The sequence below is a fragment of the Proteiniclasticum ruminis DSM 24773 genome, assembly GCF_000701905.1.
Taxonomy (GTDB): Bacteria; Bacillota; Clostridia; order Clostridiales; family Clostridiaceae; genus Proteiniclasticum; species Proteiniclasticum ruminis.
The window spans coordinates 132,005-155,710 of sequence record NZ_JNKC01000005.1; the positions used below are offsets into that span (position 1 = coordinate 132,005).

The 23,706-nt window shown below is 43.3% G+C and carries 16 protein-coding genes; 8 read left to right on the forward strand and 8 right to left on the reverse strand.

Annotation, left to right across the window (positions count from 1 at the left end):
• The first annotated feature begins 58 nt into the window (after positions 1–58).
• Positions 59–1,888, forward strand: coding sequence for a glycoside hydrolase family 13 protein (locus T487_RS0107320; RefSeq protein ID WP_074542639.1), 1,830 nt, complete (start codon positions 59–61; stop codon positions 1,886–1,888).
• A 54-nt stretch (positions 1,889–1,942) separates the two neighbouring features.
• Here the strand turns inward: T487_RS0107320 and T487_RS0107325 are convergent, their stop codons facing one another.
• Positions 1,943–3,289: a D-alanyl-D-alanine carboxypeptidase family protein gene (locus T487_RS0107325; RefSeq protein WP_162178234.1), complete on the reverse strand. Its 1,347-nt coding sequence runs from the start codon at positions 3,287–3,289 to the stop codon at positions 1,943–1,945.
• A gap of 158 nt (positions 3,290–3,447) precedes the next feature.
• Here T487_RS0107325 and T487_RS0107330 point away from each other — a divergent pair, with 158 nt between their 5' ends.
• Positions 3,448–4,002, forward strand: a complete 555-nt coding sequence (locus T487_RS0107330; RefSeq protein ID WP_162178235.1) for a helix-hairpin-helix domain-containing protein — start codon at positions 3,448–3,450, stop codon at positions 4,000–4,002.
• A gap of 111 nt (positions 4,003–4,113) precedes the next feature.
• On the opposite strand, the gene gltX is transcribed toward T487_RS0107330, so the two are convergent.
• Positions 4,114–5,580, reverse strand: a complete 1,467-nt coding sequence (gltX, locus tag T487_RS0107335; RefSeq protein WP_036909298.1) for a glutamate--tRNA ligase — start codon at positions 5,578–5,580, stop codon at positions 4,114–4,116.
• Between the two features lie 83 nt (positions 5,581–5,663).
• Positions 5,664–6,533 (reverse strand): ComEC/Rec2 family competence protein, encoded by an 870-nt coding sequence (locus T487_RS15415; RefSeq protein ID WP_162178236.1) that lies wholly within the window; start codon positions 6,531–6,533, stop codon positions 5,664–5,666.
• 211 nt (positions 6,534–6,744) lie between these two features.
• Between T487_RS15415 and T487_RS0107345 the strand changes: the two genes are divergently transcribed.
• The gene (locus T487_RS0107345; protein ID WP_051651582.1) at positions 6,745–7,488 is read left to right on the forward strand and encodes a lysophospholipid acyltransferase family protein; all 744 of its coding nucleotides are present in this window, start codon (positions 6,745–6,747) and stop codon (positions 7,486–7,488) included.
• Positions 7,489–7,532: 44 nt separating this feature from the next.
• Here the strand turns inward: T487_RS0107345 and T487_RS0107350 are convergent, their stop codons facing one another.
• A complete protein-coding gene (locus tag T487_RS0107350; protein ID WP_031575961.1) occupies positions 7,533–8,000 on the reverse strand; it encodes an Lrp/AsnC ligand binding domain-containing protein in 468 nt (155 codons plus the stop codon).
• Between the two features lie 243 nt (positions 8,001–8,243).
• Here T487_RS0107350 and T487_RS15890 point away from each other — a divergent pair, with 243 nt between their 5' ends.
• Entirely contained in the window at positions 8,244–8,627 is a 384-nt protein-coding gene (locus T487_RS15890) for a hypothetical protein (RefSeq protein WP_143004621.1), read from the forward strand.
• 73 nt (positions 8,628–8,700) lie between these two features.
• Here the strand turns inward: T487_RS15890 and T487_RS0107360 are convergent, their stop codons facing one another.
• Positions 8,701–11,739: a vitamin B12-dependent ribonucleotide reductase gene (locus tag T487_RS0107360; RefSeq protein ID WP_031575966.1), complete on the reverse strand. Its 3,039-nt coding sequence runs from the start codon at positions 11,737–11,739 to the stop codon at positions 8,701–8,703.
• A gap of 186 nt (positions 11,740–11,925) precedes the next feature.
• On the opposite strand from T487_RS0107360, the gene T487_RS0107365 reads away from it, so the two are divergent.
• The 3 genes from T487_RS0107365 to T487_RS0107375 are packed head-to-tail and all read left to right on the forward strand — an operon-like array spanning position 11,926 to position 13,786.
• Entirely contained in the window at positions 11,926–12,441 is a 516-nt protein-coding gene (locus tag T487_RS0107365; protein ID WP_031575969.1) for a gamma carbonic anhydrase family protein, read from the forward strand.
• Positions 12,434–13,291, forward strand: a complete 858-nt coding sequence (locus T487_RS0107370; RefSeq protein ID WP_031575971.1) for a CvfB family protein — start codon at positions 12,434–12,436, stop codon at positions 13,289–13,291. Before T487_RS0107365 ends, T487_RS0107370 begins: the two co-directional genes overlap by 8 nt.
• Positions 13,292–13,303: 12 nt before the next feature.
• Positions 13,304–13,786 (forward strand): GAF domain-containing protein, encoded by a 483-nt coding sequence (locus T487_RS0107375; RefSeq protein WP_031575972.1) that lies wholly within the window; start codon positions 13,304–13,306, stop codon positions 13,784–13,786.
• A 62-nt stretch (positions 13,787–13,848) separates the two neighbouring features.
• On the opposite strand, the gene T487_RS0107380 is transcribed toward T487_RS0107375, so the two are convergent.
• The 3 genes from T487_RS0107380 to T487_RS0107390 all read right to left on the reverse strand — a co-directional run bounded on the left by T487_RS0107380 (position 13,849) and on the right by T487_RS0107390 (position 19,693).
• Positions 13,849–14,883 carry an aromatic acid exporter family protein gene (locus T487_RS0107380; protein ID WP_051651584.1) on the reverse strand — a complete coding sequence of 345 codons (1,035 nt, stop codon included), beginning with the start codon at positions 14,881–14,883 and terminating at the stop codon, positions 13,849–13,851.
• Positions 14,884–15,037: 154 nt separating this feature from the next.
• The gene (locus tag T487_RS0107385) at positions 15,038–17,698 is read right to left on the reverse strand and encodes a cation-translocating P-type ATPase (RefSeq protein ID WP_031575978.1); all 2,661 of its coding nucleotides are present in this window, start codon (positions 17,696–17,698) and stop codon (positions 15,038–15,040) included.
• 81 nt (positions 17,699–17,779) lie between these two features.
• Positions 17,780–19,693 (reverse strand): NAD(+) synthase, encoded by a 1,914-nt coding sequence (locus tag T487_RS0107390; protein ID WP_031575980.1) that lies wholly within the window; start codon positions 19,691–19,693, stop codon positions 17,780–17,782.
• Between the two features lie 299 nt (positions 19,694–19,992).
• Here T487_RS0107390 and T487_RS0107395 point away from each other — a divergent pair, with 299 nt between their 5' ends.
• The gene (locus T487_RS0107395; protein ID WP_031575981.1) at positions 19,993–23,706 is read left to right on the forward strand and encodes a phosphoribosylformylglycinamidine synthase; all 3,714 of its coding nucleotides are present in this window, start codon (positions 19,993–19,995) and stop codon (positions 23,704–23,706) included.

Below are 23,706 nucleotides of genomic sequence, written 5' to 3' on the forward strand. Positions count from 1 at the left end.
TTCTGTATATATCAGCTAAAACGAGATAAGGGGAAAGAGACATACAGTCTCAGAAAAAATGATGAAATACCGTGAGATTCACATCCATTACAATTCATTTCAGATTCAGCACAAAAAACCTTTTGGCGCTGTGCTGAAAGATCAGGAAATCCATTTTTCACTCACTGTGGAGTACGCCATGAATCCAGAAGTGACTTTTGTTGTTTCTAAGGAAGGGCAGGGTGAGCAGTATATAAAAATGTCCTCTCTACAGGAAAGCAGTTTCACCACATCCTATTCTTCATCTGAATATGGCCTGTGCTTCTATTTCTTTATGCTGAACTATGACGACCATGGCATGCGCAGAACTGTTTACTTGGGTGCACCCAGTCAGGGAATCGGCGGCGAAATTGTCGCCCGTGACAACCGATGGGAATTGACACCTTATCAGATCACGGTACACAACTATCAGGAAAGTACTCCTGCTTGGTATAAGAATGCCGTTTTCTATCAGATTTTTGTGGACAGATTCTTTAATGGGGAGGAACACGGAAAAGTACTCTCTCCAAAAAAGAACTCTTTTCTTTATGCCACCTGGGATGACAGCCCCATGTACATCAAAGACCATCAGGGAAATATTCTTCGGTGGGATTTCTTTGGGGGAAATCTCAAAGGTGTCCTCCAAAAACTGGATTATCTTGAGTCCCTTGGGATTGGTGGAATATATCTTAATCCTATATTCAAGGCAAGAAGCAATCACAAATACGATACTGGTGATTATATGGAAATTGATGAGATGTTTGGTGATGAAGAGTCCTTTAAAACACTCCTTCAGGAAGCAAAGAAAAGAGGAATCCGTATTGTTCTGGATGGTGTCTTCAACCATGTGGGGGCAGACTCCAAATACTTCAATGCTTTTGGCACCTATGATTCTGTAGGTGCAGCACAAAGTACAGAATCTCCTTATTACTCTTGGTTCAATTTTTTCCAGTATCCTCATGATTATGAAAGCTGGTGGGGTGTCAAAGACCTGCCTAATGTGAACGAGAACGAAGACAGTTACAAAAACTTTATTGTCGGTAAGGATGGCGTCATCGAGAAATGGTCCCGTATGGGAATTGGCGGATGGAGATTGGACGTTGCCGATGAGATGCCTGATGAGTTTATCGAAGAAATCAGAAAAACCATGGATACCGTAAGTGAGGACCAGGTTCTCCTTGGAGAAGTATGGGAAGATGCATCCAATAAGATTGCCTATGGCAAAAGAAGGCGGTATCTTTTAGGAAAGGAACTTCATGGAACCATGAACTATCCTTTCAAGGATGGTGTCATAGCCTATCTCAAAGGCCATATGCGGGCAAAAGATCTTTATATGAGGTTTATGTCTCTTAAAGAAAACTATCCTCCTGAAGCCCTTTATTCCGCTTTAAACAACTTGGGTACTCATGATACCCGCAGAATACTGACAGAGCTCAAAGATGTTCGAAAGCTCCAGGTCGCCGTAGGGATGCTGCTGACATTCCCTGGTGTTCCTTGCATCTATTATGGGGATGAGGCTGGAATGGAAGGGGAGTCGGATCCTTTTAACCGTGGGCCTTATCCTTGGGGGAAAGAATCTCCCGACACCTTTGCCATCTACCAGTCCATGATTCAGCTCAGAAAGAAACACGAAACACTTACTTCAGGAGAGTTCATCCCATTCTACCAAGAAGAAATGTTTGGTTACCTTCGAAAAACAGAAGATGAGTGCCATCTGATTCTCGTGAACTCGAAACCAGAAAAAATCCGAACGGTACTGGCAGATGTCATCGGCCTTGAAAATATGAGCTGTGATATCTCAGCTCAGTTCGGTGAGGTGCATCATCTGGAGCCTTATAGCTTTACACACAAATATATCTCCCTAAAATGAGCAGTTAAAAACCTCCAGATTACGATGATTTATCATCTCAATCTGGAGGTTTTTTTAGACTCTTCTGGTCTCTTCTAGTTGTTTCAAATATTGCAATCTCTTATTGGACATTTTTTGGGTCCGTACTCTTCTACGTCGTTTTCTTAGAACCAGCCCTAAAAGGAATAAGAGTGATCCGAGGAGGATGATGCTGAAAATCAGCAGGGAGACAACTTTAACAACGGGATGGCTGAAAATAGAACTCTTTGATTCTTCTGCTTCTCCTTCTGGCGTCTCTTCTCCTTCGCTCGCAATAAGATGAATGTTATCTTCACAGACAAGTTCGATTTCTCCGATGACCTCCTGTCCTAAGGTGACCTTCGCCACATGTACTGTTTCACCAGCCTTATAGTTCTGGCTGATTTCCAAACCATCAAAGTTGATGACAGGCATCGGCGGATTGTCTGTACCACTGACATAATAAAAATCGTCTTTAGCAAACAGAGGAACAGACTCACCGTTGCTGAGCATGGTATTTTCTAGAAGTTGACCTTTCGAATACAATTTGTGCACTTCTGTTTCCTGGAACGCCCATTCCAGAAGAGCCTTGGACTCTTGCCAGTAAGTTGCTTGATTTGGTGCTTCAAGCATTGTGACAACAAGCCTTCTGCCATCCTTCTCTGCAATTGCTGTCCATGAGAATCCTGCATCCGGTGTCCAACCAGTTTTCCCGAATATAATGGGTTCATAGTAGAACTTATTATTGGGATAGAGCATCTGATTTTTATTCGTTGCCCATCGGTTGGAGTCAGCAACAATATTTGTGAGAGGGAACATGTGACTTTTTTTCTGCCCCAGTTCAATCAGCTCATCATATTTCAAAACTTCAGCCATGATGAGAGACAGATCTTTCGCAGTGGTATAATTGTTGTTCTCTAAATTTTCAGAGTCAGAAAGTCCTGAAGGGTTATGGAATACTGTATCCGTCGCTCCAATTTCGTGTGCTCTTTTTGTCATTCGCTCAGCAAACTTCTCTTTAGTTCCATCCACAGCTTCAGCAAGTGCTTCTGCCGCATCATTTGCTGAATGCAGAATTAGAGCATACAGGAGATCACTCACCATAATTTCCTCATTTTCCAGAAAACCCATGGAAGATCCTAGAGCATAAGGTGGATTTGGCCCGATGGTGACCATCTGATCCATTTCCAGGTTCTCGTATGCCAGTAAGGCAGTCATCACCTTTGTGGTGGAAGCAATCATATGACGGCTTAAACCATTTTTGTCATATACGACCTGACCGGAAGCTACATCCAGAACCACAATGGATTCAGAAAATGTTTCAGGGGGACTTGTGCTCGCCTTTACTTCCCAAAGTGGAAGCCCTAATAAACAAATTAGTGTCCAAATAAGTAAAATCTTCATAAATCTTATGTAATGTTTCAATTTGTTAACACCTCGCTGTTGTAATTATAACAAAATATTGAAATCAACTCTATAAAAAATCAAAACTTCTGCATAATATAAAAGACTAAAATACTGGAGGTAAACAAAACATGCGAAGATGCTTAATTTTACTTTTGATGTTCCTCTTATTTTCTTTGTCTTCTGGCTGTGCTCTGGAACAGAAGAATCTATACGCGGAAGAGGATCCGGAGAATGCCTCTGAAGTGATTTCTCCAGATCTTCCAAGTAAAGAAGAGCTGGAGCGTGAAATTATTGTAGAAATCAAAGGTGCCGTTCTAAGCCCAGGTGTATATCGTATGAAGGGTGACGCACGACTTCATGATCTTTACTTGAAAGCTGGAGGCGGAACTGAAACTGCCGAACTGCGTATGGTGAATCTAGCAATGCATATAGAAGACGGTGAATCCTTCTACATCCCAGAAAAAGGTGAGGAGATTATCATGATGACTTCTGATGTGCATGGGGATCAAAAAGAGAGCAAGATCAATCTAAACACCGCTACAAGGGAAGAGCTCATGTCTGTCACAGGCATCGGCCCATCCACGGCAGACAATATCCTGGCTTATCGAGAGAAGACCGGGAAGTTCAGTTCTGTGGAGGATCTTCTTCAGGTAGACAGGATTGGTGAAAAAACATTAGAGAAACTAAGAGATTTTTTCACGGTGAAGTAACTAGGGGCACTTATCCGAGATCATGATATGGAAAAAGCAGCTAAAATGAACATTTTAACTGCTTTTTTAAGTGTCTTGAAAAATCGTGTGACTCTATTCTGTTATATTCTGTTATTGAAGTTCTTTCTTCAGAAGGTCCATACCGATTCTGATTCGCTCCAGGGATTCTGTTTTCCCAAGAATATCCGCAGCTTCAAATGCTCCACCAGGAGTGAACTGCTTTCCGGATAAAGCGGTTCTGATCGGCCAGAGCATCTGGCCATTCTTAAGGCCCAGCTCCTTCACTTTATTGAGAACAATCTCATGAAGATTCTCCAAGGTCCATGCATCTTCCGGTATACTTTCAAGAACTGGCAGGATCGTCTCCAGTGAAGACAGAGCGACAGTGCTGTCTGTTTTCATCTTCTTATGGGTATAAAGGTCTGTAGAATACTCTGGAAGTGCATAGAAGAAATCAAGCTGACCCTCAATCTCTGCAAGGACCTCCACACGATTGTGCAGAATTTCAGCAATCTTCATCGTATTGAGCGGTTTCTCCTTAATATCCTTCAAGATATAAGGAAGTGCAAGAGTATGGAACTCTTCCAAGGACATCTTTTTCAAGTACTCCCCATTCATCCATCTCAGTTTTTCTGAATCAAAAATCGCAGGGCTTTTATTGATGTTCTTATAGTTGAATATTTCAACCAGCTCTTCCAAGGAGAAAATCTCTTGTGTAGTTCCAGGATTCCAACCAAGAAGGGAGATGTAGTTCATGACCGCTTCCTTCAGATATCCTTTTCCTAGAAGATCCTCAAAAGATGCGTCTCCTGTTCTCTTGGAAAGCTTATGCTGAGCATCCTTCATAATAGGAGGACAGTGAACATACACGGGCACATTCCATCCAAAAGCCTCATAAAGACGATTGTATTTAGGGGAAGAGGAGAGATACTCACTTCCTCTTACCACATGGGTGATCTCCATCAGGTGGTCATCCACCACATTGGCAAAGTTGTATGTGGGCAGTCCATCGCTTTTTAAAAGCACCATATCTTCAAGTTCTTCATTATCAACACTGATGGTGCCATAGATGACATCTTCAAACTTTGTCACACCTTCAGTGGGGTTATTCTGTCTGATGACATAAGGAAGTCCTTTACTCAGGTTCTCTTCCACTTCATCCTCACTCAGCCCACAGCAGTGCTTGTCGTACTTAAACGGCTTTTTCTGCACTTCTGCATTCTCTCGCAGCATATCCAGACGTTCCTTCGTACAGAAACAGTAATACGCTTCTTTCTTTTCCACCAGTTCAAGCGCATATTTCTTATAAAGATCTCTACGTTCACTTTGCACATAGGGGCCAAAGTCTCCGCCTACATCTGGACCTTCATCATGAATCAGTCCCGTATCTTTCAGTGTCTTGAAGATCACATCCACTGCACCTTCCACATAACGCTCCTGATCTGTATCCTCAATTCTCAGTATGAAATCTCCACCCTCATGCTTTGCAATCAAATAAGCATAAAGTGCTGTTCTTAAATTACCCACATGCATGTAGCCCGTTGGGCTGGGGGCAAATCTTGTTCTAATTTTGCTCATAATGGCCTCCTTACAGATTAAAGAAGTTTTGGTCTGCCCAAAACTTCATCGTCATTCTCATTATACTATCCATCGGATTTCTGTCAATTACGAAGGGGAATCACTTCTTTGCCGTTGGAACCAAAGACAACGCTTCCCAAATCTTCCGTCAGTAGTGTCTTAATTCCCAGCGCACCATAGCGTTCCAGAATCTCAGGAGAGGGAAGATTATGATCATTTCCAAGCCCCGAGGTAACTACACCATACCGCGGCGCCACTTTCTCAAGAAAAGCCTGCGAACTGCTGGTTTTGGAACCATGGTGGGGAACCTTCATCACCTCTGCTTCAAGTGGTATGCCAAGTCTCAGAACTTCCTGTTCAATAAGCTCCTCTGCATCCGCCGTGAAAAGAAATGCATTGCTGCCAACCACAAGTCTCATGATGGGTGAGTAATTATTGGGGTTCAGATAGGTGTCCCGGTTTGGAGACAAGAATTCCATACGGATGTCCTTGCTGAAATTGAGAGTCATACCGCCTTGAATATAAAGGGGCTCCAGCCCATGATTCTTTACTTCACTCATCATCTGCTGAAAGGATTTTGTGACAAGATGCTTATCCGGCATGTAAAAAGACCGGACATCAAAAGCTCGGAGCACCTCTCCCATACCACCGATATGATCCTCATGGGGATGGGTCGCAATCACATAGTCCAGTTTTTCCACATCATAACTTCTCAGATACTCAATTATCTTCTCCGCGTGTTCCTTCTCGCCAGCGTCAATGAGCATGGTCTGACCCAAAACTTCAATAAATGTGGCGTCTCCCTGACCAATGTCAATGAAATGAACTTTTACAGGCAGGGGAGAATTCTGGATTCTTTCAACTTCAGATGTTTTCTCGACCCCAACAATGCCATAGTCCAGAAAAAAGTATATGCCTGCAAGACCCGCAAGCAGTAAAACTATCAGTATCATAGGAAAATAACTTCTTTTTCTCATGGCTCATTCCCTTTCTTTTCATCTTCTTATTTTACCATTAATTTCATGCTTTCTGAACACATTCCTCCGTTGTACTGCTAATTATGGAAAAAAGCCATTATAATATTCGATGAGACACAAAATCATAGGATAAAAAGAAGAAATCACTTATAATAGAACTAGTTCAAATGGAAGAGGAGAGAAGAACATGCTTTTTGACATTATTGCAAAACTCCGTTTCGGATTGTCTCTGATCCGCCTTTGGTTCAGACTGATTTGGGCGAAACGAAGGAAACAGAGCCTTTCAAAAGATGAATACTATCATGAGATTGTAAAGAAAGCGGAAATCCATACCGGCGAACTGATAAAGTATTCAAAAATGAATCTTACAGTGGATGGTCTGGAGAATATCCCAGATGAACCTGTGATCTTTATGGGGAATCATCAGTCTTATATCGATATATATGTAACGGTCAATGCCCTGATCCAAAAAATCAAGTCCCGTCATCTGACCCTCATTGGGAAGAAGGAGATTCTGAAAATGCCTATCATAGGCAGATTAGGCACAGAGATGGACGTTCTATACCTGGACCGTGAGAATGCCCGTGAAGGATTAAAAACGATTCTGGAGGCCATCAGGCGCGTCAAAGAGGAGCATCACGATGTGCTTATCTACCCAGAAGGAACCAGAAGCAAGTCCAGAAAGATGAATGAGTTCCACAAGGGAAGCTTTAAAATCGCTCAAAAGTCTGGTGCTGCTATTGTTCCTATGGTGGTTAATGATGCGTATAAAGTTTTCGAGGAAACCTATCGGGTGAAACCCAATGTTCCCGTCCATCTGAGATTTCTGCCTCCGATCTATCTCAGTGAGCTGGATCCTGAGGATGAGAAAAACATCGATCAGATTCTTTCAGAAAGAATCCAAAAAGAGCTGGATAGCTGGAACAGCTGAGTTCATATAAAAAAAGCAACACCGCAGAAGTGTTGCTTTTTATATTACAGCTTTATATTTCGGTCCAGCGGCTGAGAAAGGGAAATGAAGGTATCGGTTCTCTGCACTCCGCTGATCACATTGATGCTGTTCAGCAGAAGGTCTTGCAGATGAGCGATGTTCTTGCATACAAGCTTCGTGAAAATGGAGTAATCTCCTGTAGTGTAGTGAAGCTCCACAATCTCATTGATTTTTGAAAGCTCGTCAATGGCCGCCTGGAAAGAAGAACTCTTGTCCAGATAAATTCCAACAAAACAGCACACATCATAGCCTAATTTTGGCATATCCAAAAGAATCTTCGTGCCTTTGATAATCCCCAAATCTTCCATTTTCTTCATTCTGACATGAATTGTTCCACCAGAAACATGGCAAACTCTTGCGATCTCAAGATATGGTGTTCTGGCGTCTTTGATGAGAATCTCCAATATCTGCAGATCCAAATCATCTAAGTTAATACCTGCGTGACTTGTCATAATGCACCCCCATAATCGATATAACTTATTATATCAAATAAAATGACATAAAATAATAATATCGTAAAAAAAATATTATTTTTCCATGGAATTTATAATACACAAAAAATAACGATTTGTCTAGATACTCTTTTGAAAAACAAAGTATTGTTACGATCTTCACAAGAATAATTATGCAAGCGCTGTACTTGCCAAGTTTATAGAAATATCCTAAAATAAGAGGGAACTGAGGAGGTTTTAATCTTGAATTGGAACAATTTACTTATGGTATTTGCACTTTCTATCGGTATTTTCGTGGTATATTCCATGGCCAATCTCTACTTCTTGAGTAAAATCAAGATCAACAAATGGATTGTACTGGTCCTGGGACTGTTCTTTCTGTTCATTGGTCTGATTGTACCAGCATATACCGACAACAAGTTCTTGAATTATCTGCCAACCGGAATCTTTGTCTTCTTATTCCTGTGGTATGCGGATCTTTCAGGTCTCTCAAAAATCGGAGTGCCAAAAGAAAAAGCTCAAAATACACAAGTCATCAAACCAAAGGCTAAGCCAAACAAGCTGAAGTATGCGGATGAAAAAGACATCATCCGGGACAATGGAAAAGGCAAAAAGAAAAAGAAATAACAAAATGGTTTGAAGTGATAAACCCCCGATGCCTAAAAGCATCGGGGGTTTTCGCTGTCCTATGAGTTTAATTTTATGAGCAACCAGTTGTGGTTCCACAGTCAAGGCATACTTTACAGGTGCCATTTTTCACCATTCTCGTACTCTGACAGGTAGGGCAGACGGAGTCGTAAATCTTCTCTCCGTTTTTCTCCGCATCTTTAATGATGTCTTTCACATCACGTTCATCCACCACGAGAGAAAGCTGCTTTGTGGGCACTTCTTCAAACTGTGCGTTGACAAATCGGGATCTGGATCTTGTCAGCACATCATTTTCTTCCGGTTTGATCTGAACTCTGGAGAAATCTCCAAGTTCAATATCAATGACCTTTGAAATCAGGTCAGAGATAGAACTCACATTTTTGATGTATGGATGCTTGGACACAAATCCATATGGCTCATATTTCTGGCCTCTCAGCATTTTAGAAATATCCTTTGGTGGGATATGATACTGGAGCATCACAGAAATAGTCTTTGATAAAGAGTTCAGAAGTCCAGTGATGAGTGTTCCTTCACGGTCCGTAGTCATATAGATTTCTGAAATTTCTCCACGTACATTTCTGTTCACGGTAATATATACTTTAACATCCTCAATCTGTGCTGGATGTGTATGTCCAGCCCGAATGCCAGTCATCTTTTCTCTTCTGTTTCCTGCTACACTGGATGCTTTTGGCATATGGTTTTTTGCTTCTTTCGCATAAGACAGAAGAGCATCATATGTAAGATTCTCCAGGCTCAGATTCTCATCTTTGAAGTCGATCTTGGTGTTCAAAGGCTGTGCGAATTTGGATCCATCACGGTAGAGGGAAATACCTTTCACGCCAGTTTCCCAGGATCGGATGTGCACTTCTTTGAAATCTTCCACTGTCGCTTCCCTTGGCAGATTGACAGTTTTGGAGATGGCACCGGATACCAGTGGGGTAAGAGCCGCCACCATGTATACATGTCCATAGTGATGGATGAATCTCTTTCCTGTTCCACAAACATTCGCAGTATCAAAGATCGGATAGTGTTCTTCTTTCAAATGAGGAGCACCTTCAATCTTCCCATCCATAACCATACCATTTTCTTCCTTGCCCACATAGTCCATGATGTCTTTGATTTCATCCCGGCTGTAGCCAAGGTTCTTCAGCGCCACTTCGATGATAGGGTTCGCAATGGTCATATATCCGCCGCCAACCAGTTTCTTGTAAACAACATGAGAGAAGAAAGGTTCAATGGATGTGGCTGCACAGTCCATCGCGAAGGAGATGGTACCAGTAGGAGCAATTACACTCACCTGAGCATTTCTATATCCATACTTTTCACCCTGTTCCACAGCTTCCATCCAGGATTCTTTCAGTGTGTCACTAAGTTCCACATGTCCAATATTCTGAAGAACACCATGGTTCACTCTAAATGGCTCATAGTGGAGTTCTTCCAGATCCGAGTCCAGAGCGCCTGCAACTCTTGCATGGTTTCTGATGACACGGTTCATATAAGGTTTGTTGATGCCGTATTTCTCAAAGGTGCCCACTGCCTTTGCCATAAGAGCGGAGACATGATAGCTTTCTCCAGTAATCAGTCCCATAATGGCTGCAGACAATGCTCTAGCTTCCTCAGAATCATAAGGAATGCCTAGCGCCATGAGCAGGGAAGCACTGTTTGCAAGGCCTAGCCCTGTAGTTCTGAACATATAGGTCTTTCTTGCGATATCCACGGTAGGGAACTGTCCCCAGTGGATGGACGCCTCCAGCAGCAGCTGGTTGAGTCCGATCATATGCTTCAGACCTCTCACATCCAGATGGTTTTTCTCCACATCGTAGAATCTGTATATATTAAGAGAAGCAAGATTGCAGCTGGTGTCATCCAAGAATGCATACTCTCCGCATGGGTTGGTGGAGTTCAGCATGTTGTGCTTTGCATACAGTTCTCCATCTTCTCCGGCAGGGCAGGTATGCCATGCATTGAATGTATCTGTGAACTGAGGGGCAGGGTCAGCAGATTTACAAGCGGCATCATTGAACTCTTCCCAGAGCTTTGCCACTTCAATGTCACGATTGACTCTTTCATCTACTCTTCCTTTGAGTGTGATGGTTTCATTCGGATTTTCCCCAAGGTTTCTCACCTTTCTCATGAAGTCATCTGAGATTCTCAAGGAGTTGTTTGAATTCTGACCAGATACCGTCTCGTAAGCTTCTCCATCGATATCCGCATCATAACCCATCTTGGATAATGCACGAACCTTGTCTTCCTCTTTTGCTTTCCAAAGAATGAACTCTTCAATCTCTGGATGGTCAATATCAAGACAAACCATCTTCGCTGCTCTTCTTGTGGTTCCACCGGATTTGATGGCACCCGCATTTCTGTCAAGTCCCTTCAGGAAGCTCATGAGCCCTGAGGAAACACCACCACCAGTCAGTTTTTCACCAATGGCTCTGATGTTTGAGAAGTTTGTTCCAGTTCCTGAACCGCCTTTAAAAAGTTTGGTTTCTGTCACATACTGCTCTGAGATGGAATGATCTCCAAGAAGCTTGTCTTCAATGGAAAGTATAAAGCAGGCTGATGCCTGTGTTCTTGAATAGGTGTCTTTGGACTTGACCACTTTTTTCTCAGCTTCATCATAGTAGAAGAGGTCATTTTGTCCGCCTGTGATACCATAGCTTAAATGAAGCCCTGTGTTGAACCACTGGGGTGAGTTTGGCGCATACATCTGATTCAGCAGTCCGTAGACCATTTCATCATAATAGATATCCTTTTCATCGTCTGTTGTGATGATTCCTTCATCCACAAGAGATTCTGTCCAGAAATTCACCATTCTGTGAGCTACCATACGCATGGAGTTTTCATATCCAAGCTCATTGTTCACGCCAGCTTTTCTGAAGTACTTGGAAGCAATAATATCCACGGCATTTTGGGAGTAATGTGCAGGAAACTCCAAATCTTTCATATCTACCAGAACCTTACCGGTCTTATGATTTTTCAGAAGCACATCTCTTTTGGTCCATTCAAACAGATCATATACAGTTTTGTCTTTATTATTCTCCAGCTCTTTAGTATAATAACGTTTGAACAAGTCTTTAATATCCTTCATTTCGAACCTCCTGAATTAATTACGATGGATTAAGTATAATACCATATCTAGTGTAAATCAACCTGAAAAACCACTAGATATAGAGAATTAACATTTTCGCAATGTAATAGCGTTGAGTAGCAAAGGAAAGAAATTTTGAAGGGAAAAGCAGGCCATTATTACACATTTTGAAAGGCGGGATGAACCATGATCAAAAAACTGAAGGATTTTACCCCACAGATTCATGAGCACACCTTTATCGCGGAAACTGCTGCAGTGATTGGTGATGTTCATATCGGGGAAGGGTCTTCTATCTGGTATGGTTCAGTTCTCCGTGGAGATGTAGCCCCCATAATGATCGGGAAGAAAACAAACATTCAGGATTTATGTGTACTCCACTCAGACCATGATCTGAGGCTGGAAGTTGGTGATTCTGTGACCATCGGTCACAGCTGTATCATTCACGGAACGAGAATTCTCGGAAACTCCATCATCGGCATGGGAAGTATACTTTTGAATGGTTCAGTCATTGAGAGAAATACCATCCTTGGTGCAGGAAGCCTTGTCACAGAAGGAAAAGTAGTGAAAGAAGGAGAACTTTGGATGGGTCGGCCAGCAAAGTTTGTCAGAAACCTCACTCCGGAAGAAATTGAAAAAATCAAAGATTCCGCTGAACATTATTACCAAAATGGCCTGACGCATAAAGGAGATAAAAATGATTAAATTTGGAGATTACAACGAACTGAAAGTAGCCAGAGAAGCATCTTTTGGTCTGTATCTTGATAAAGAAACAGGCAACACCTCAGATGATATTCTTCTCCCAACAGGGAGCATCGTCGGTGAGATACCCAAAGTCGGTGAGACTGTAACAGTCTTTATCTATCGGGATTCCAAGGACCGTCTCATCGCCACAATGAAGAAACCGATCGTTACCGTTGACAACACTGCTGTACTGAGTGTGACTTCCGTAACAAATTTCGGAGCATTTGTAAATTTCGGTCTGGAAAGAGACATTCTGGTACCCCAAAGAGAAATGAAATTCCCATTGGAGACGGGAAAAGAATACCTTTTCTTTATCTATGAGGATAAGACTGGACGTCTGGCGGCTTCCACTGAAGTAGGCAGATATCTGGAAACCCCTGAAGAAGATCTCTACAAAGTAGGGGATACTGTTTCAGGTATTATTTATAATAAACAGACAAACGGCACCCTGGAAGTTGCCATAGATGATATGTATCCAGGAATCGTATTGGTGAACGAATACTTCTTCAACGCAAACCCAGGTGACAGAATTTCTGGCACTGTGAAAAAAATATTGGAAGATGGAAGAATCAGCTTCACACCACGAAAAAAAATGATTGAAGCAAAAGAGGAACTTTCCGACACCATCCTCAGATATCTGGAAGAACATGATGGATTTATGCCTTACAATGACAAATCCACTCCAGATGAAATCAAGAAAAAATGGAACAGCAGCAAGAATTATTTCAAGATCGCGCTGGGAAACCTCATGAAAAAAGGACTGATCCGACAGGATGAAAAAGGAACGCACCTCGTGAAAAACGATAAGTAGTGGGAGGCAATCATGATAGAGACAAAAGATCCAAAAGGAATGACTGCAGAGAAGAAACTGGAAAGTGCTCTGCTTTTTACGAAAGCACAACTGAAAAATGAAAAGGATACGATGGCAAATCTAGCCAATATCAGCGCCATCATCAACATGTACATGGATGATATCAATTGGGTCGGCTTTTATCTGATGAAAGAAGGCACTCTGATCCTTGGACCATTCCAGGGAAAACCAGCCTGCAACAGAATTGCTGTAGGAGAAGGGGTTTGTGGAACAGCGGTACAGGAAGGCAAAACCCAGCGGGTTGATGATGTGCTCAGTCTTGACAATCATATCGCTTGTGATTCAGCATCCCGTTCAGAGCTGGTGGTTCCCATCTATAAAGAAGGAGTTGTTTTTGGTGTTCTTGACATCGACAGTCCTTCTCTGGCCCGGTTCAGCGATTTGGAACAAACGTATATGGAGAAACTTGTGAATCTTCTGGAAAGCTCACTCTAATCCAAAACAATAAAGCACTGAAAGAACGCCTATGATGGTTCTTTCAGTGCTATTTTATTACATTATTTTACCCGGAGATGGTCTTCCACAATGGTATTGTACTCTGAGAAAATCAAATCCAGATTTTCATGGATTCTTTTGGACTGCTCATCCTCCAGATCTTTTGATGGGTAGTGGGGCATAAAACTTTCACTGTCAGGACTGTCCTTTAAAAAATCGAGCTGTCCAAACTTCATTATAAAGTCATGATAGGATTTCAGATCTTTCGGGTGGAAAGTGACTTTGAAGGTGTCTTTGATGAAACAGCTGTCATAGGCTAAATGTGTCATCAGTTTCATTCTTTTCACAATATCCTTGGCCGATTCCAGATGTTCTTTCTCCAGTATTTTCAGGGGCAGGAGAGGGTCTTTAGACAGCGCTTCCAAGTTGCTGGAGACTGTTTCAATATCCGCAAATACAGGAGAAAAAATGGCATTATACTGCTTTTTCACATCGTCTTCCTCTGTTAGAAAACGGTAGGTATAGTTCATGACATGATCCAGCTTCACCTTCACATATTCCAGTCTCTTTCTTGTGATTTTTCTGTAATAAATCAGGGAAAACGCAAGGTTGAAAACCATAGCTATGAGTACACCAAGTCCCAACGCAAAAAATCGGAGTCTTATGGTCAGAAGGATGCTTGGGTTGCCCAGTGCATCGCTTTGAAGATATTGCGTCATATAAATACTTGTGAAAATTGCCACTGGTGAGACCGCCATGTAATCAATTTTCAGTGCAATAAAGAGGGTCAGGCCCATTCCAAACATAACCGTAACGACATTCACACCGAAAACATAGACCAATATTCCAGTGGTCACCGCTCCAAGAAAAGATGCCAGAAGCTGGTTGATTCCGCCTTTTACCGCAGAAATGTTGGTTGCTTCCAGATTATACATAACACCAAGGAGCACAGAAATCATATCCAGCCTTGTAACGGAAAACATATTGCCTAAGATATAGCCCGTACCGATGGCAAGCATGGATTTAAGGATATAGAGCCAAGAGTCCAGAAGTACCGCTTCTTTTTTAAGTCCTAAGAACCTATTAGATCTTTCCATATTAACCTCACTATTCTTCCTATCTTCTAAGGATTGACTGTTTAAAGATTATACCATGGAGAAAAATTCTTCGGTATCCTGAATTTAATGAATCAATAAAAAAAAGGCACAGAACTAGCGGAGATTCCGCCAGTTCTGTGCCTTAAATGTTGTATCAGTCTTCTTTTATTCTCATAAAGATTTTGATGATCTCATTTGCAATTAAAGGCAGCAGAGATAATCCGAATACAATGAGCCAATCGTTCAGAGGCAGTGCATGCACTTTAAATGCATTTGCCAGGAAGGGGATTGTAATGACCCCAAACTGTAGAACTACACCTGCAATGATAGATAAAATCAGATACTTGTTTTTGAAGATACCCACTTGGAAGATGGATTTTGTTTCGCTTCTCATGGTCAGGCTGTAGAACAGCTGTGATGTCGCCAGAACGACAAAGGCCATGGTTCTTGCATAGACAATAACATCATCCGGAGCACTCATGGAGTCTCTTAGGGAAACGCCCCGTTCAGCTAATCCTATGGAGAACGCAAGAAGGGTCAGTCCTCCAATGAGAAGACCACCGATGATGGCCCGCACTCCAGCCCCTTGGGCAAAAAAGCTTTCCTTTGGATTTCTTGGTTTTTTCTTCATCACAGCATCATCTCCTGGATCTACGCCAAGGGAAATTGCTGGCAATGTATCTGTTACTAAATTTACCCATAGAATCTGAGTTGGCAAGAGTGGAATCGCAAAGGAGAAAAGCACCGAAATAAAGATGGCAACTATTTCACCAAGGTTACAGGAGAGGAGGAATATGACCGCTTTCTTGATGTTGTTGTAAATATTTCTTCCTTCTTCAATGGCAGCCACGATGGTGGTGAAATTATCGTCTGTCAGAATCATATCAGCAGCGCCTTTGGATACATCTGTACCTGTAATTCCCATGGCTACACCGATGTCTGCATGCTTCAGGGAAGGGGCGTCATTGACTCCATCACCCGTCATAGAAACGATATTTCCTTGGGCTTTATATGCTTTCACGATCTTCACCTTGTGTTCAGGAGAAACTCTAGCAAAAACACGGTACTTGATAATTGTCTTTGCAAACTCCTCATCACTGAGTTCATCAATCTCGGCACCCGTCATGGCCTGCTCTATACTGTCTGCAATGCCCAGCTCTTTGGCAATGGCCACAGCGGTATTCTTATGGTCTCCTGTAATCATTACAGAAGTGATTCCTGCTTCATGGGCGGATGCAATGGAGTCTTTCACTTCAATACGTGGAGGATCAATCATTGCGACGAACCCGATCACTATAAGATTAGTCTCCATATCCTCTGGAGAGATCTTTTCTTCAGTATCCTTATAGGCTACCCCCAGCACTCTAAGCGCTGCATTGGACATTTCTTCTGAAGCTTTCATGATGCTTCTTCTCATGTCCTCCGTCAGCGGCTTTACCTCTCCACCGATGAGAATCTTATCTGAGATTTTTAGAATATTATCTATGGCACCCTTCGTATGGACTCGGTACCCTGATTCCTCCTCATTCATAGTGGACATGAGTTTTCTGTCTGAATCGAAAGGTTTCTCATCGATTCTGGGATACAGTCTGTTGAGTTCATCCTTCGTCATCCCATGACGGTTTCCAAGAACGATCAACGCGATTTCTGTGGGGTCACCGGTGGATTCCTGTTCGTTGGATGTGGCGTCACTGCAAAGAACAAAAGATTTGATGAGCTCTTCCTGAGTCTCACTTTCCACTTCAATGGACTTCGCATTGATATCCACATCTTTGATTTCATCATAAACATAATATTTCAAAACAGTCATCTTGTTTTGGGTTAGAGTACCCGTTTTGTCGGAACAGATGATATTGACAGATCCTAGGGTTTCCACTGCAGGCAGTTTCTTGACAATGGCGTTGATTTTACTCATTCTTGTGACACCCAAAGCTAAAACAATGGCTACAATGGCAGGAAGTCCTTCCGGAATTGCTGCTACCGCAAGACTGATAGATGTAAGCAGCATATCCAGAAGATCTCTTCCTTGGAAGAATCCTATGACAAACATCAGAATGGTGATACCTAAGGCCAGCTTTCCAAGTGTTTTACCCAGCTCATCCATACGTTTCTGAAGGGGCGTCATTCCATCCACCTCTTCGTTCAAACTCTTAGCAATCTGACCCACCACAGTATCCATACCAGTGGAAACAACCACACCTTCTCCACGGCCATAGGTGACCAGGGTAGACATGAATGCCATGTTTGCCTGATCTCCCAGCGGAATTTTATTTTCATCGAACACTTTGTCAAAGAACTTGTCCGAAGGGACCGATTCTCCTGTCAGAGCTGACTCTTCAATCTGAAGGTTCACACTGCTGATGAGACGAAGATCCGCTGGAACATAGCGTCCAGCATCCAAAATAACAATGTCACCAGGCACAATATCTGTGGAATTGATTTCTGTTGTCTCACCATTTCTTCTGACCAGAGAATGGGGAGTGGTGAGTTTATTCAGCGCCTCGATGGCTTTTTCCGCTTTATTCTCCTGAATGACACCAATGGCCGCATTCAGAAAGACCACCGCAAGAATGATGACTGTATCCGCATATTCACCAACAAATAGGGTGACCACGGAAGCTGCCAGCAGCACATAGATCAGCGCATCCTGAAGCTGTGACAGAAAGAGCTGAAGGAGCGTTTTCTTTTTCTTCTCCTGTAGCTTGTTTTCGCCATATTTTTCTTTTCTTTTCTGAACTTCCTCATTACTGAGACCAATCGAATTTTCAACCTGAAGCTCAGTTAAAGCTTCCTCGTGTGATTTCTGGAACCACATATACAACACCTCACTTAATCTATTTTATACAGCAATAATTACCTCTTTTATTATATTCCTTAAATGTTCAAACAGATGAACTTAGTCTAAATGTTTTGTGAAAGTTCCATAGGAGGCATCTGATGGCATCCGGAGATCTCCACGGGGGGAGAGAGAGATGCTGCCGACCTTTGGACCATCCGGCATGGCTGATCTTTTGAACTGCTGGGTATGGAAACGGCGGATGAAAACCTTCAGCCACTTCCTGATGGTTTCTTTGTCATAGGTTTCTTGGAAAGCATGCTCGGCCATAAAGAGAATCTTCTCCACTCCAGCACCGTATTTCATGAAATGATAAAGGAAAAAATCATGGAGTTCGTATGGACCTACAAGATCCTCCGTTTTCTGCAGCAGTTCATTCTGATCTCCTTTGGGAAGAAGCTCTGGACTGACAGGAGTCTCCAGAATATCTTTCAGTATCCTGGACAGTTCACCGTGAAACTCCACTTCATAGAAGTATTTCACCAGATAACGGACCAAGGTCTTCGGGATGGAACCATTCACACTGTACATAGACATCTGGTCACCGTTGTACGTGCACCATCCAAGAGCAAGCTCGGACAAGTCTCCCGTCCCGATGACAATACCACCTTCTTTGTTGGCGATGTCCATCAGAATCTGGGTTCTTTCTCTCGCCTGGACATTCTCATAGGTTGCATCATGAACCAAAGGATCGTGGCCTATATCCTCAAAATGCTGAAGAGAAGCTTTCACAATACTGATTTCACGCAGGTCTGTTCCCAGCTCTCTGCAAAGAGAAAGCGCATTCTGATAAGTTCTGTCTGTAGTGCCAAATCCCGGCATGGTCACCGTGATGATGTTCTTTAAAGGGAGATCGAGCACCTCATAAGCCTTCACAATCACAAGGAGGGCTAAGGTGGAATCCAGTCCACCGGATATCCCCAGAACTGTTTTATCAAGCCCAATATGTTTCAGTCTTTTGATGAGACCATGGCTTTGTATCGAAAGAATCTCCCTCGCCCGTTCTATCCGTTCGGATTCCGCTTTGGGCACAAAAGGATGGGGATCTATTTCTCTATCAAAGTTCTTTATGGGCTTTTGCTCCTGTGAAAAACGGACTCGAAGAGCTTCCTGGGATGCCTGGTATGCTTCTCTTTGAAAGGTGGTGTTCTTCAAGCGTTCCCCACGGATTCTGCTCACATCAATGAAAGCTTCCAGGAGATCACTTTCAAAGGAAAAACGTTTATTTTCCTTTAAGAGGGTTCCATACTCACTGATGAGAAGATGCCCGGAAAATACCAGGTCAGTTGTGGACTCATTGGGTCCAGAAGAGGCATAGACATAAGCTCCGATGTTCTTGGCACTGGTCATGTTTACTAGGCTTCTCCGAAACTCTTTTTTCCCGACCAGTTCATTGGATGCCGAAAGATTGAAGACAATCTCTGCGCCCTGAAGGGAAAGGCTTGCAGAAGGTGGAATCGCCGCAAACAGGTCCTCACAGATCTCCACGCCAAAGGTGAATGCATCACTTTCAAAAACAAGAGGTCCAAAAGGAACTGTGCCAAAGCCTTTCAGATGAATCTCATTACCGTGGCTCTTATCATAAGCAGTAAACCATCTGCTCTCATAAAACTCATTATAATTCGGTAAATGCTGCTTCGGCACAATCCCAAGCACTTTGCCCTGATGGAGCACCGCAGCAGTATTGAAGAGGCGGTTTCTGTGACGAAGGGGGAGTCCAACCACAAGGATCAGATCCAGTTCTTTAGTTTCCTCCGCAATCAGGCGGAGTGCTTCTTCTGAAGCATGCAGCAAATCTTCCGTAAAAAAGAGATCCGCTGGTGTATATCCTGTTAAAGAGAGCTCTGGAAAAAGAACAGCGCTCACATCGTCGGATAGCCTGCGGTGTACAATATGCAGGATCTCCTTGGTGTTGTAGGCCACATCTGCCACACGAAGCTCAGGTGAAACGGCCGCAGCTTTAATATAATTCATACGATTCCCTCACAATCTGTCTATAGTCTTGTTTCTTTGAAATTAACCATATTATACCATCTACAGTTCTTCCTTGGAACAGCAGGGACGGTGGGTCCTGACAGAGGGGGCTGGTTTCACGAAAAAAGAATCTTCATTCAGATCATCACAAGAACTTCTGTCCCTCCTATACAGACAGATGAATCCTCGTAAATTTTATAGTTCGTACCTGTACGAATCTTTTAAAGAATTATAGCGAAAATTATTGACTATTTCAGGTACAATGTTATGATTTACCTATAAATCGTTCGGAGGTTGTCATGGAAATTATAAGAAATGTGTTTGTGGAAAAGAGATGGGGTTTTCAGCAGGATGCTGACGCGCTGAAAAATGAACTGAATGAAATGCTGGGTTTCAATTTATCGCCAAGAGTTCTTCATCTGTACCAGGTGAGGGGGCTCCAGGACGAACATTTGAACGCTCTAAAGAACACGGTTTTTAGTGATCCGCAGATTGATGTGGTCCACGAAGAACCTTTTTCATTTTTAGATGAACCACATTTTCTGCTTGAACTTCTTCCGGGGCAGTATGATCAGAGAGCAGAAGCAGTAAAAGAGTGCATTCTGCTTACCCTTGGACTTTCTGATATAGAGGTCCGTTACAAAACCCTTTATGTGATACCGTCAGCAACACCTGCAATGCTGGAAGAAATCAAACGCTACCTGCTCAATCCTGTGGAAATGAGAGAAGGTATGGTTGAAGAGAGATTCACAGAATTCCCTAAAAAACCTCTACTGGTTGAGACATTGAAAGGCTTCACAAAGCTCGATGTGGAATCACTGGAAAAATTCCAGAAAGAACACCAGCTTGCCATGACCGTGGAGGATCTTGTTTTAGTGCAAACCTACTTTATACAGGAAAATCGTGATCCCTCTATTACAGAAATGAAAGTGCTGGACACGTACTGGTCCGATCACTGCAGACACACTACGTTCCTCACAGAAATCAAAAACATCAGATTCAGCGAAGATGCAAGGAAAGAAAACGAGAGCTATGAACGTTATCTTGAAATCAGAAGGATTCTTGGCAGAGAGCACAAGCCCGTCACTCTGATGGATTTGGCAACGGTAGGGACAAGGTACCTGAAAAAAACAGGCAAGGTTCAGGATCTCGATGAATCAGAGGAAATCAATGCCTGCAGTATTGAGAGAACTGTCCGAACCACGGATGGTCTGAAGGAAGCTCTCCTCATGTTTAAAAACGAAACACACAATCATCCTACAGAAATCGAGCCTTTCGGTGGCGCTGCCACTTGTCTGGGTGGCGCCATCAGAGACCCGCTCAGTGGGAGAACCTATGTGTATCAGGGTATGAGAATCACTGGTGCTGCCGATCCTAGAAAATCCATAGCACAGACCAGAAAAGGGAAGCTCCCTCAGCGAACCATTACAAAAGGGGCGGCGAAAGGATTCTCCTCCTATGGAAATCAGATCGGACTCACCACAGGATTTGTAGAGGAAATCTATCATCCTGGGTATGAAGCGAAAAGAATGGAAACGGGTGCTGTCATTGCTGCAAACCTGAAGGAAAACGTCATCCGGAAGCCCCCAGTCCCAGGAGACCTGATCCTGCTTCTTGGTGGCAAAACCGGCAGAGACGGCATTGGAGGTGCCACGGGCTCTTCCAAGGAGCACGATGAGAACTCAGTGGAAATCTCCGGACAGGAAGTGCAAAAAGGAAACGCCGTCGAGGAAAGAAAACTCCAAAGACTCTTCCGAAGAGAAGAGCTGACAAAATGCATCAAAAAATCCAATGACTTCGGTGCAGGAGGTGTTTCTGTCGCCATTGGTGAACTGGCACCATCCCTTGCCATCTATCTCGATCGGGTGCCTAAAAAGTATCAGGGACTGGATCCTACTGAAATTGCCATTTCAGAATCACAGGAAAGAATGGCCGTCGTCATCAGTAAAGAAGATTTGGACTTTGTTCAGAAGATCTGCAAAGAAGAAAATGTAGAGGCTACTTTTGTGGCAGAAGTGACAGATACAGGGTATATGGAAATGTATTATGAGGATCAGAGTGTGGTCCGTCTGCAGCGCTCATTTCTTGACACCAATGGTGCACATCAGGAGACAGACGTTCTTATAGAAGCAGGAAAACCTGCGGAGGATGAACCTGCTGATAAGCTGCCATCGAAGGAAACAGTGCTCAGCATGCTGCAGCAGCTGAATAACGCCTCACAGAAAGGGCTCCTGGAAAATTTTGACACCACCATCGGAAGAGGCACTCTTCTGCTCCCTTATGGGGGACTGTATCAGGACACCAAAAGCCCCGGTATGGCTGCGGTGATTCCTCTGAAAAACCTGACCACTCTGGACGCTTCTCTTATGACCTATGGATTTGACCCGGAAGTAACAGACCGCGCACCGTATGAGGGCGCCTATGAGGCCGTGGTGGAAAGCATCGCAAAAATCATTGCCATGGGGGGAGATCTCACCGGCATCCGACTCAGTTTTCAGGAATACTTCCGTAAACTTGGCACCGATGCGCGCAACTGGGGAAAGCCTTTTTCTGCACTTCTTGGAGCACTTCAAGCACAGCTGGATTTTGAGATACCTGCAATTGGCGGCAAAGATTCCATGTCCGGCAGTTTTGAAGAGATTCACGTGCCAAACACACTGATTTCCTTTGCTGTACAGACAGCAGAAAAAGAGAAGATTCTTGTAAACACAATGAAAGGTGGAAAGACCAGTCTTCTGATTCTTCGAACAGAAAGAAACAATGGGATATATGAGAAGACTTCATTCAAAGAGAATGCAGCTCTGCTGAAGACCTTGACAGAACAAAAGAAAATCATATCCATAGATACATTGAAAAGAGGATTCTTCCCCACGGCACTGAACATGGCCCTGGGCAACAGAGTGGGCATGGAGCTCACAAGAATCCCCAGTGGCTGGGCTGAAAAAGATCCCGGAAGCTTTCTCCTGGAAGTGGCCTATGAAGATGTGTGTGGGATTCTGAGAGAAGGTCAGGACCATTCACTGCTGGTGGTTGGTAAAACCAGCTCCTCTACCGGTATTCAGTATGGCAAAGAGTTCATTTCCTATGATGAAGTGCTGACCCACCTGGAATCACCACTGAAAAATGTTTTCCCTTCTTATCAGAAAGAAGGAGAGAACCTTCCTACCGTATTTTCCCCTAAGACACCAGAACGATATCAAGGAAAACAGACGGATAAACCCAAGGTGCTCATTCCTGTTTTTTTCGGCACCAACTGTGAGCTGGACTTGGAATTCGCCTTCAGAAAGGAAGGAGCGGAAGTGCATTCCTTTGTTCTGCCCAGCGGAAAAGATGCCCTGGAGAATGGGCTAAAAACCCTAGCAGATAAGATCGACAGCTGCCAGATTCTGATGCTGGCTGGCGGATTCAGTGCAGCAGACGAACCAGAGGGTTCAGGTAAATACATCGCCAATGTGCTCAGGAGCACACCTGTGAAAGAAGCGGTGGAAAGGCTCATAAAGGAGAGAGACGGACTGATTCTTGGCATCTGCAACGGATTCCAGGGTCTCGTGAAATCAGGTCTTCTGCCCTATGGAAGAATCATCAGTCCCAAGGAGGATATGCCGATTCTCACATATAATACCGCAGGAAAACACATGTCCAGAATGGTGAGAACCAAAGTAGTCTCCAGAAATACTCCATGGATGAACTACACCGCACTGGGTGATGTCCACGATGTTCCTGTCTCTCATGGGGAAGGCCGATTTGCAGCCACTCCTGAGATGCTTGAAACACTCCTAGAGAATGGACAGGTCATCACACAGTATGTGGACCTTCAACACAACGTCACCATGGAAGCCCCCTTTAACCCCAATGGTTCCATGTATGCCATCGAAAGCATCGCTTCCAAGGATGGACGTGTTTTCGGGAAGATGGGTCATACAGAGCGTTATCAGGATGGATTATACAAAAACTATACTGGCACCTACTATGAAGAATTTTTCAAAGCAGGTGTGGATTATTTCAAAAAATAA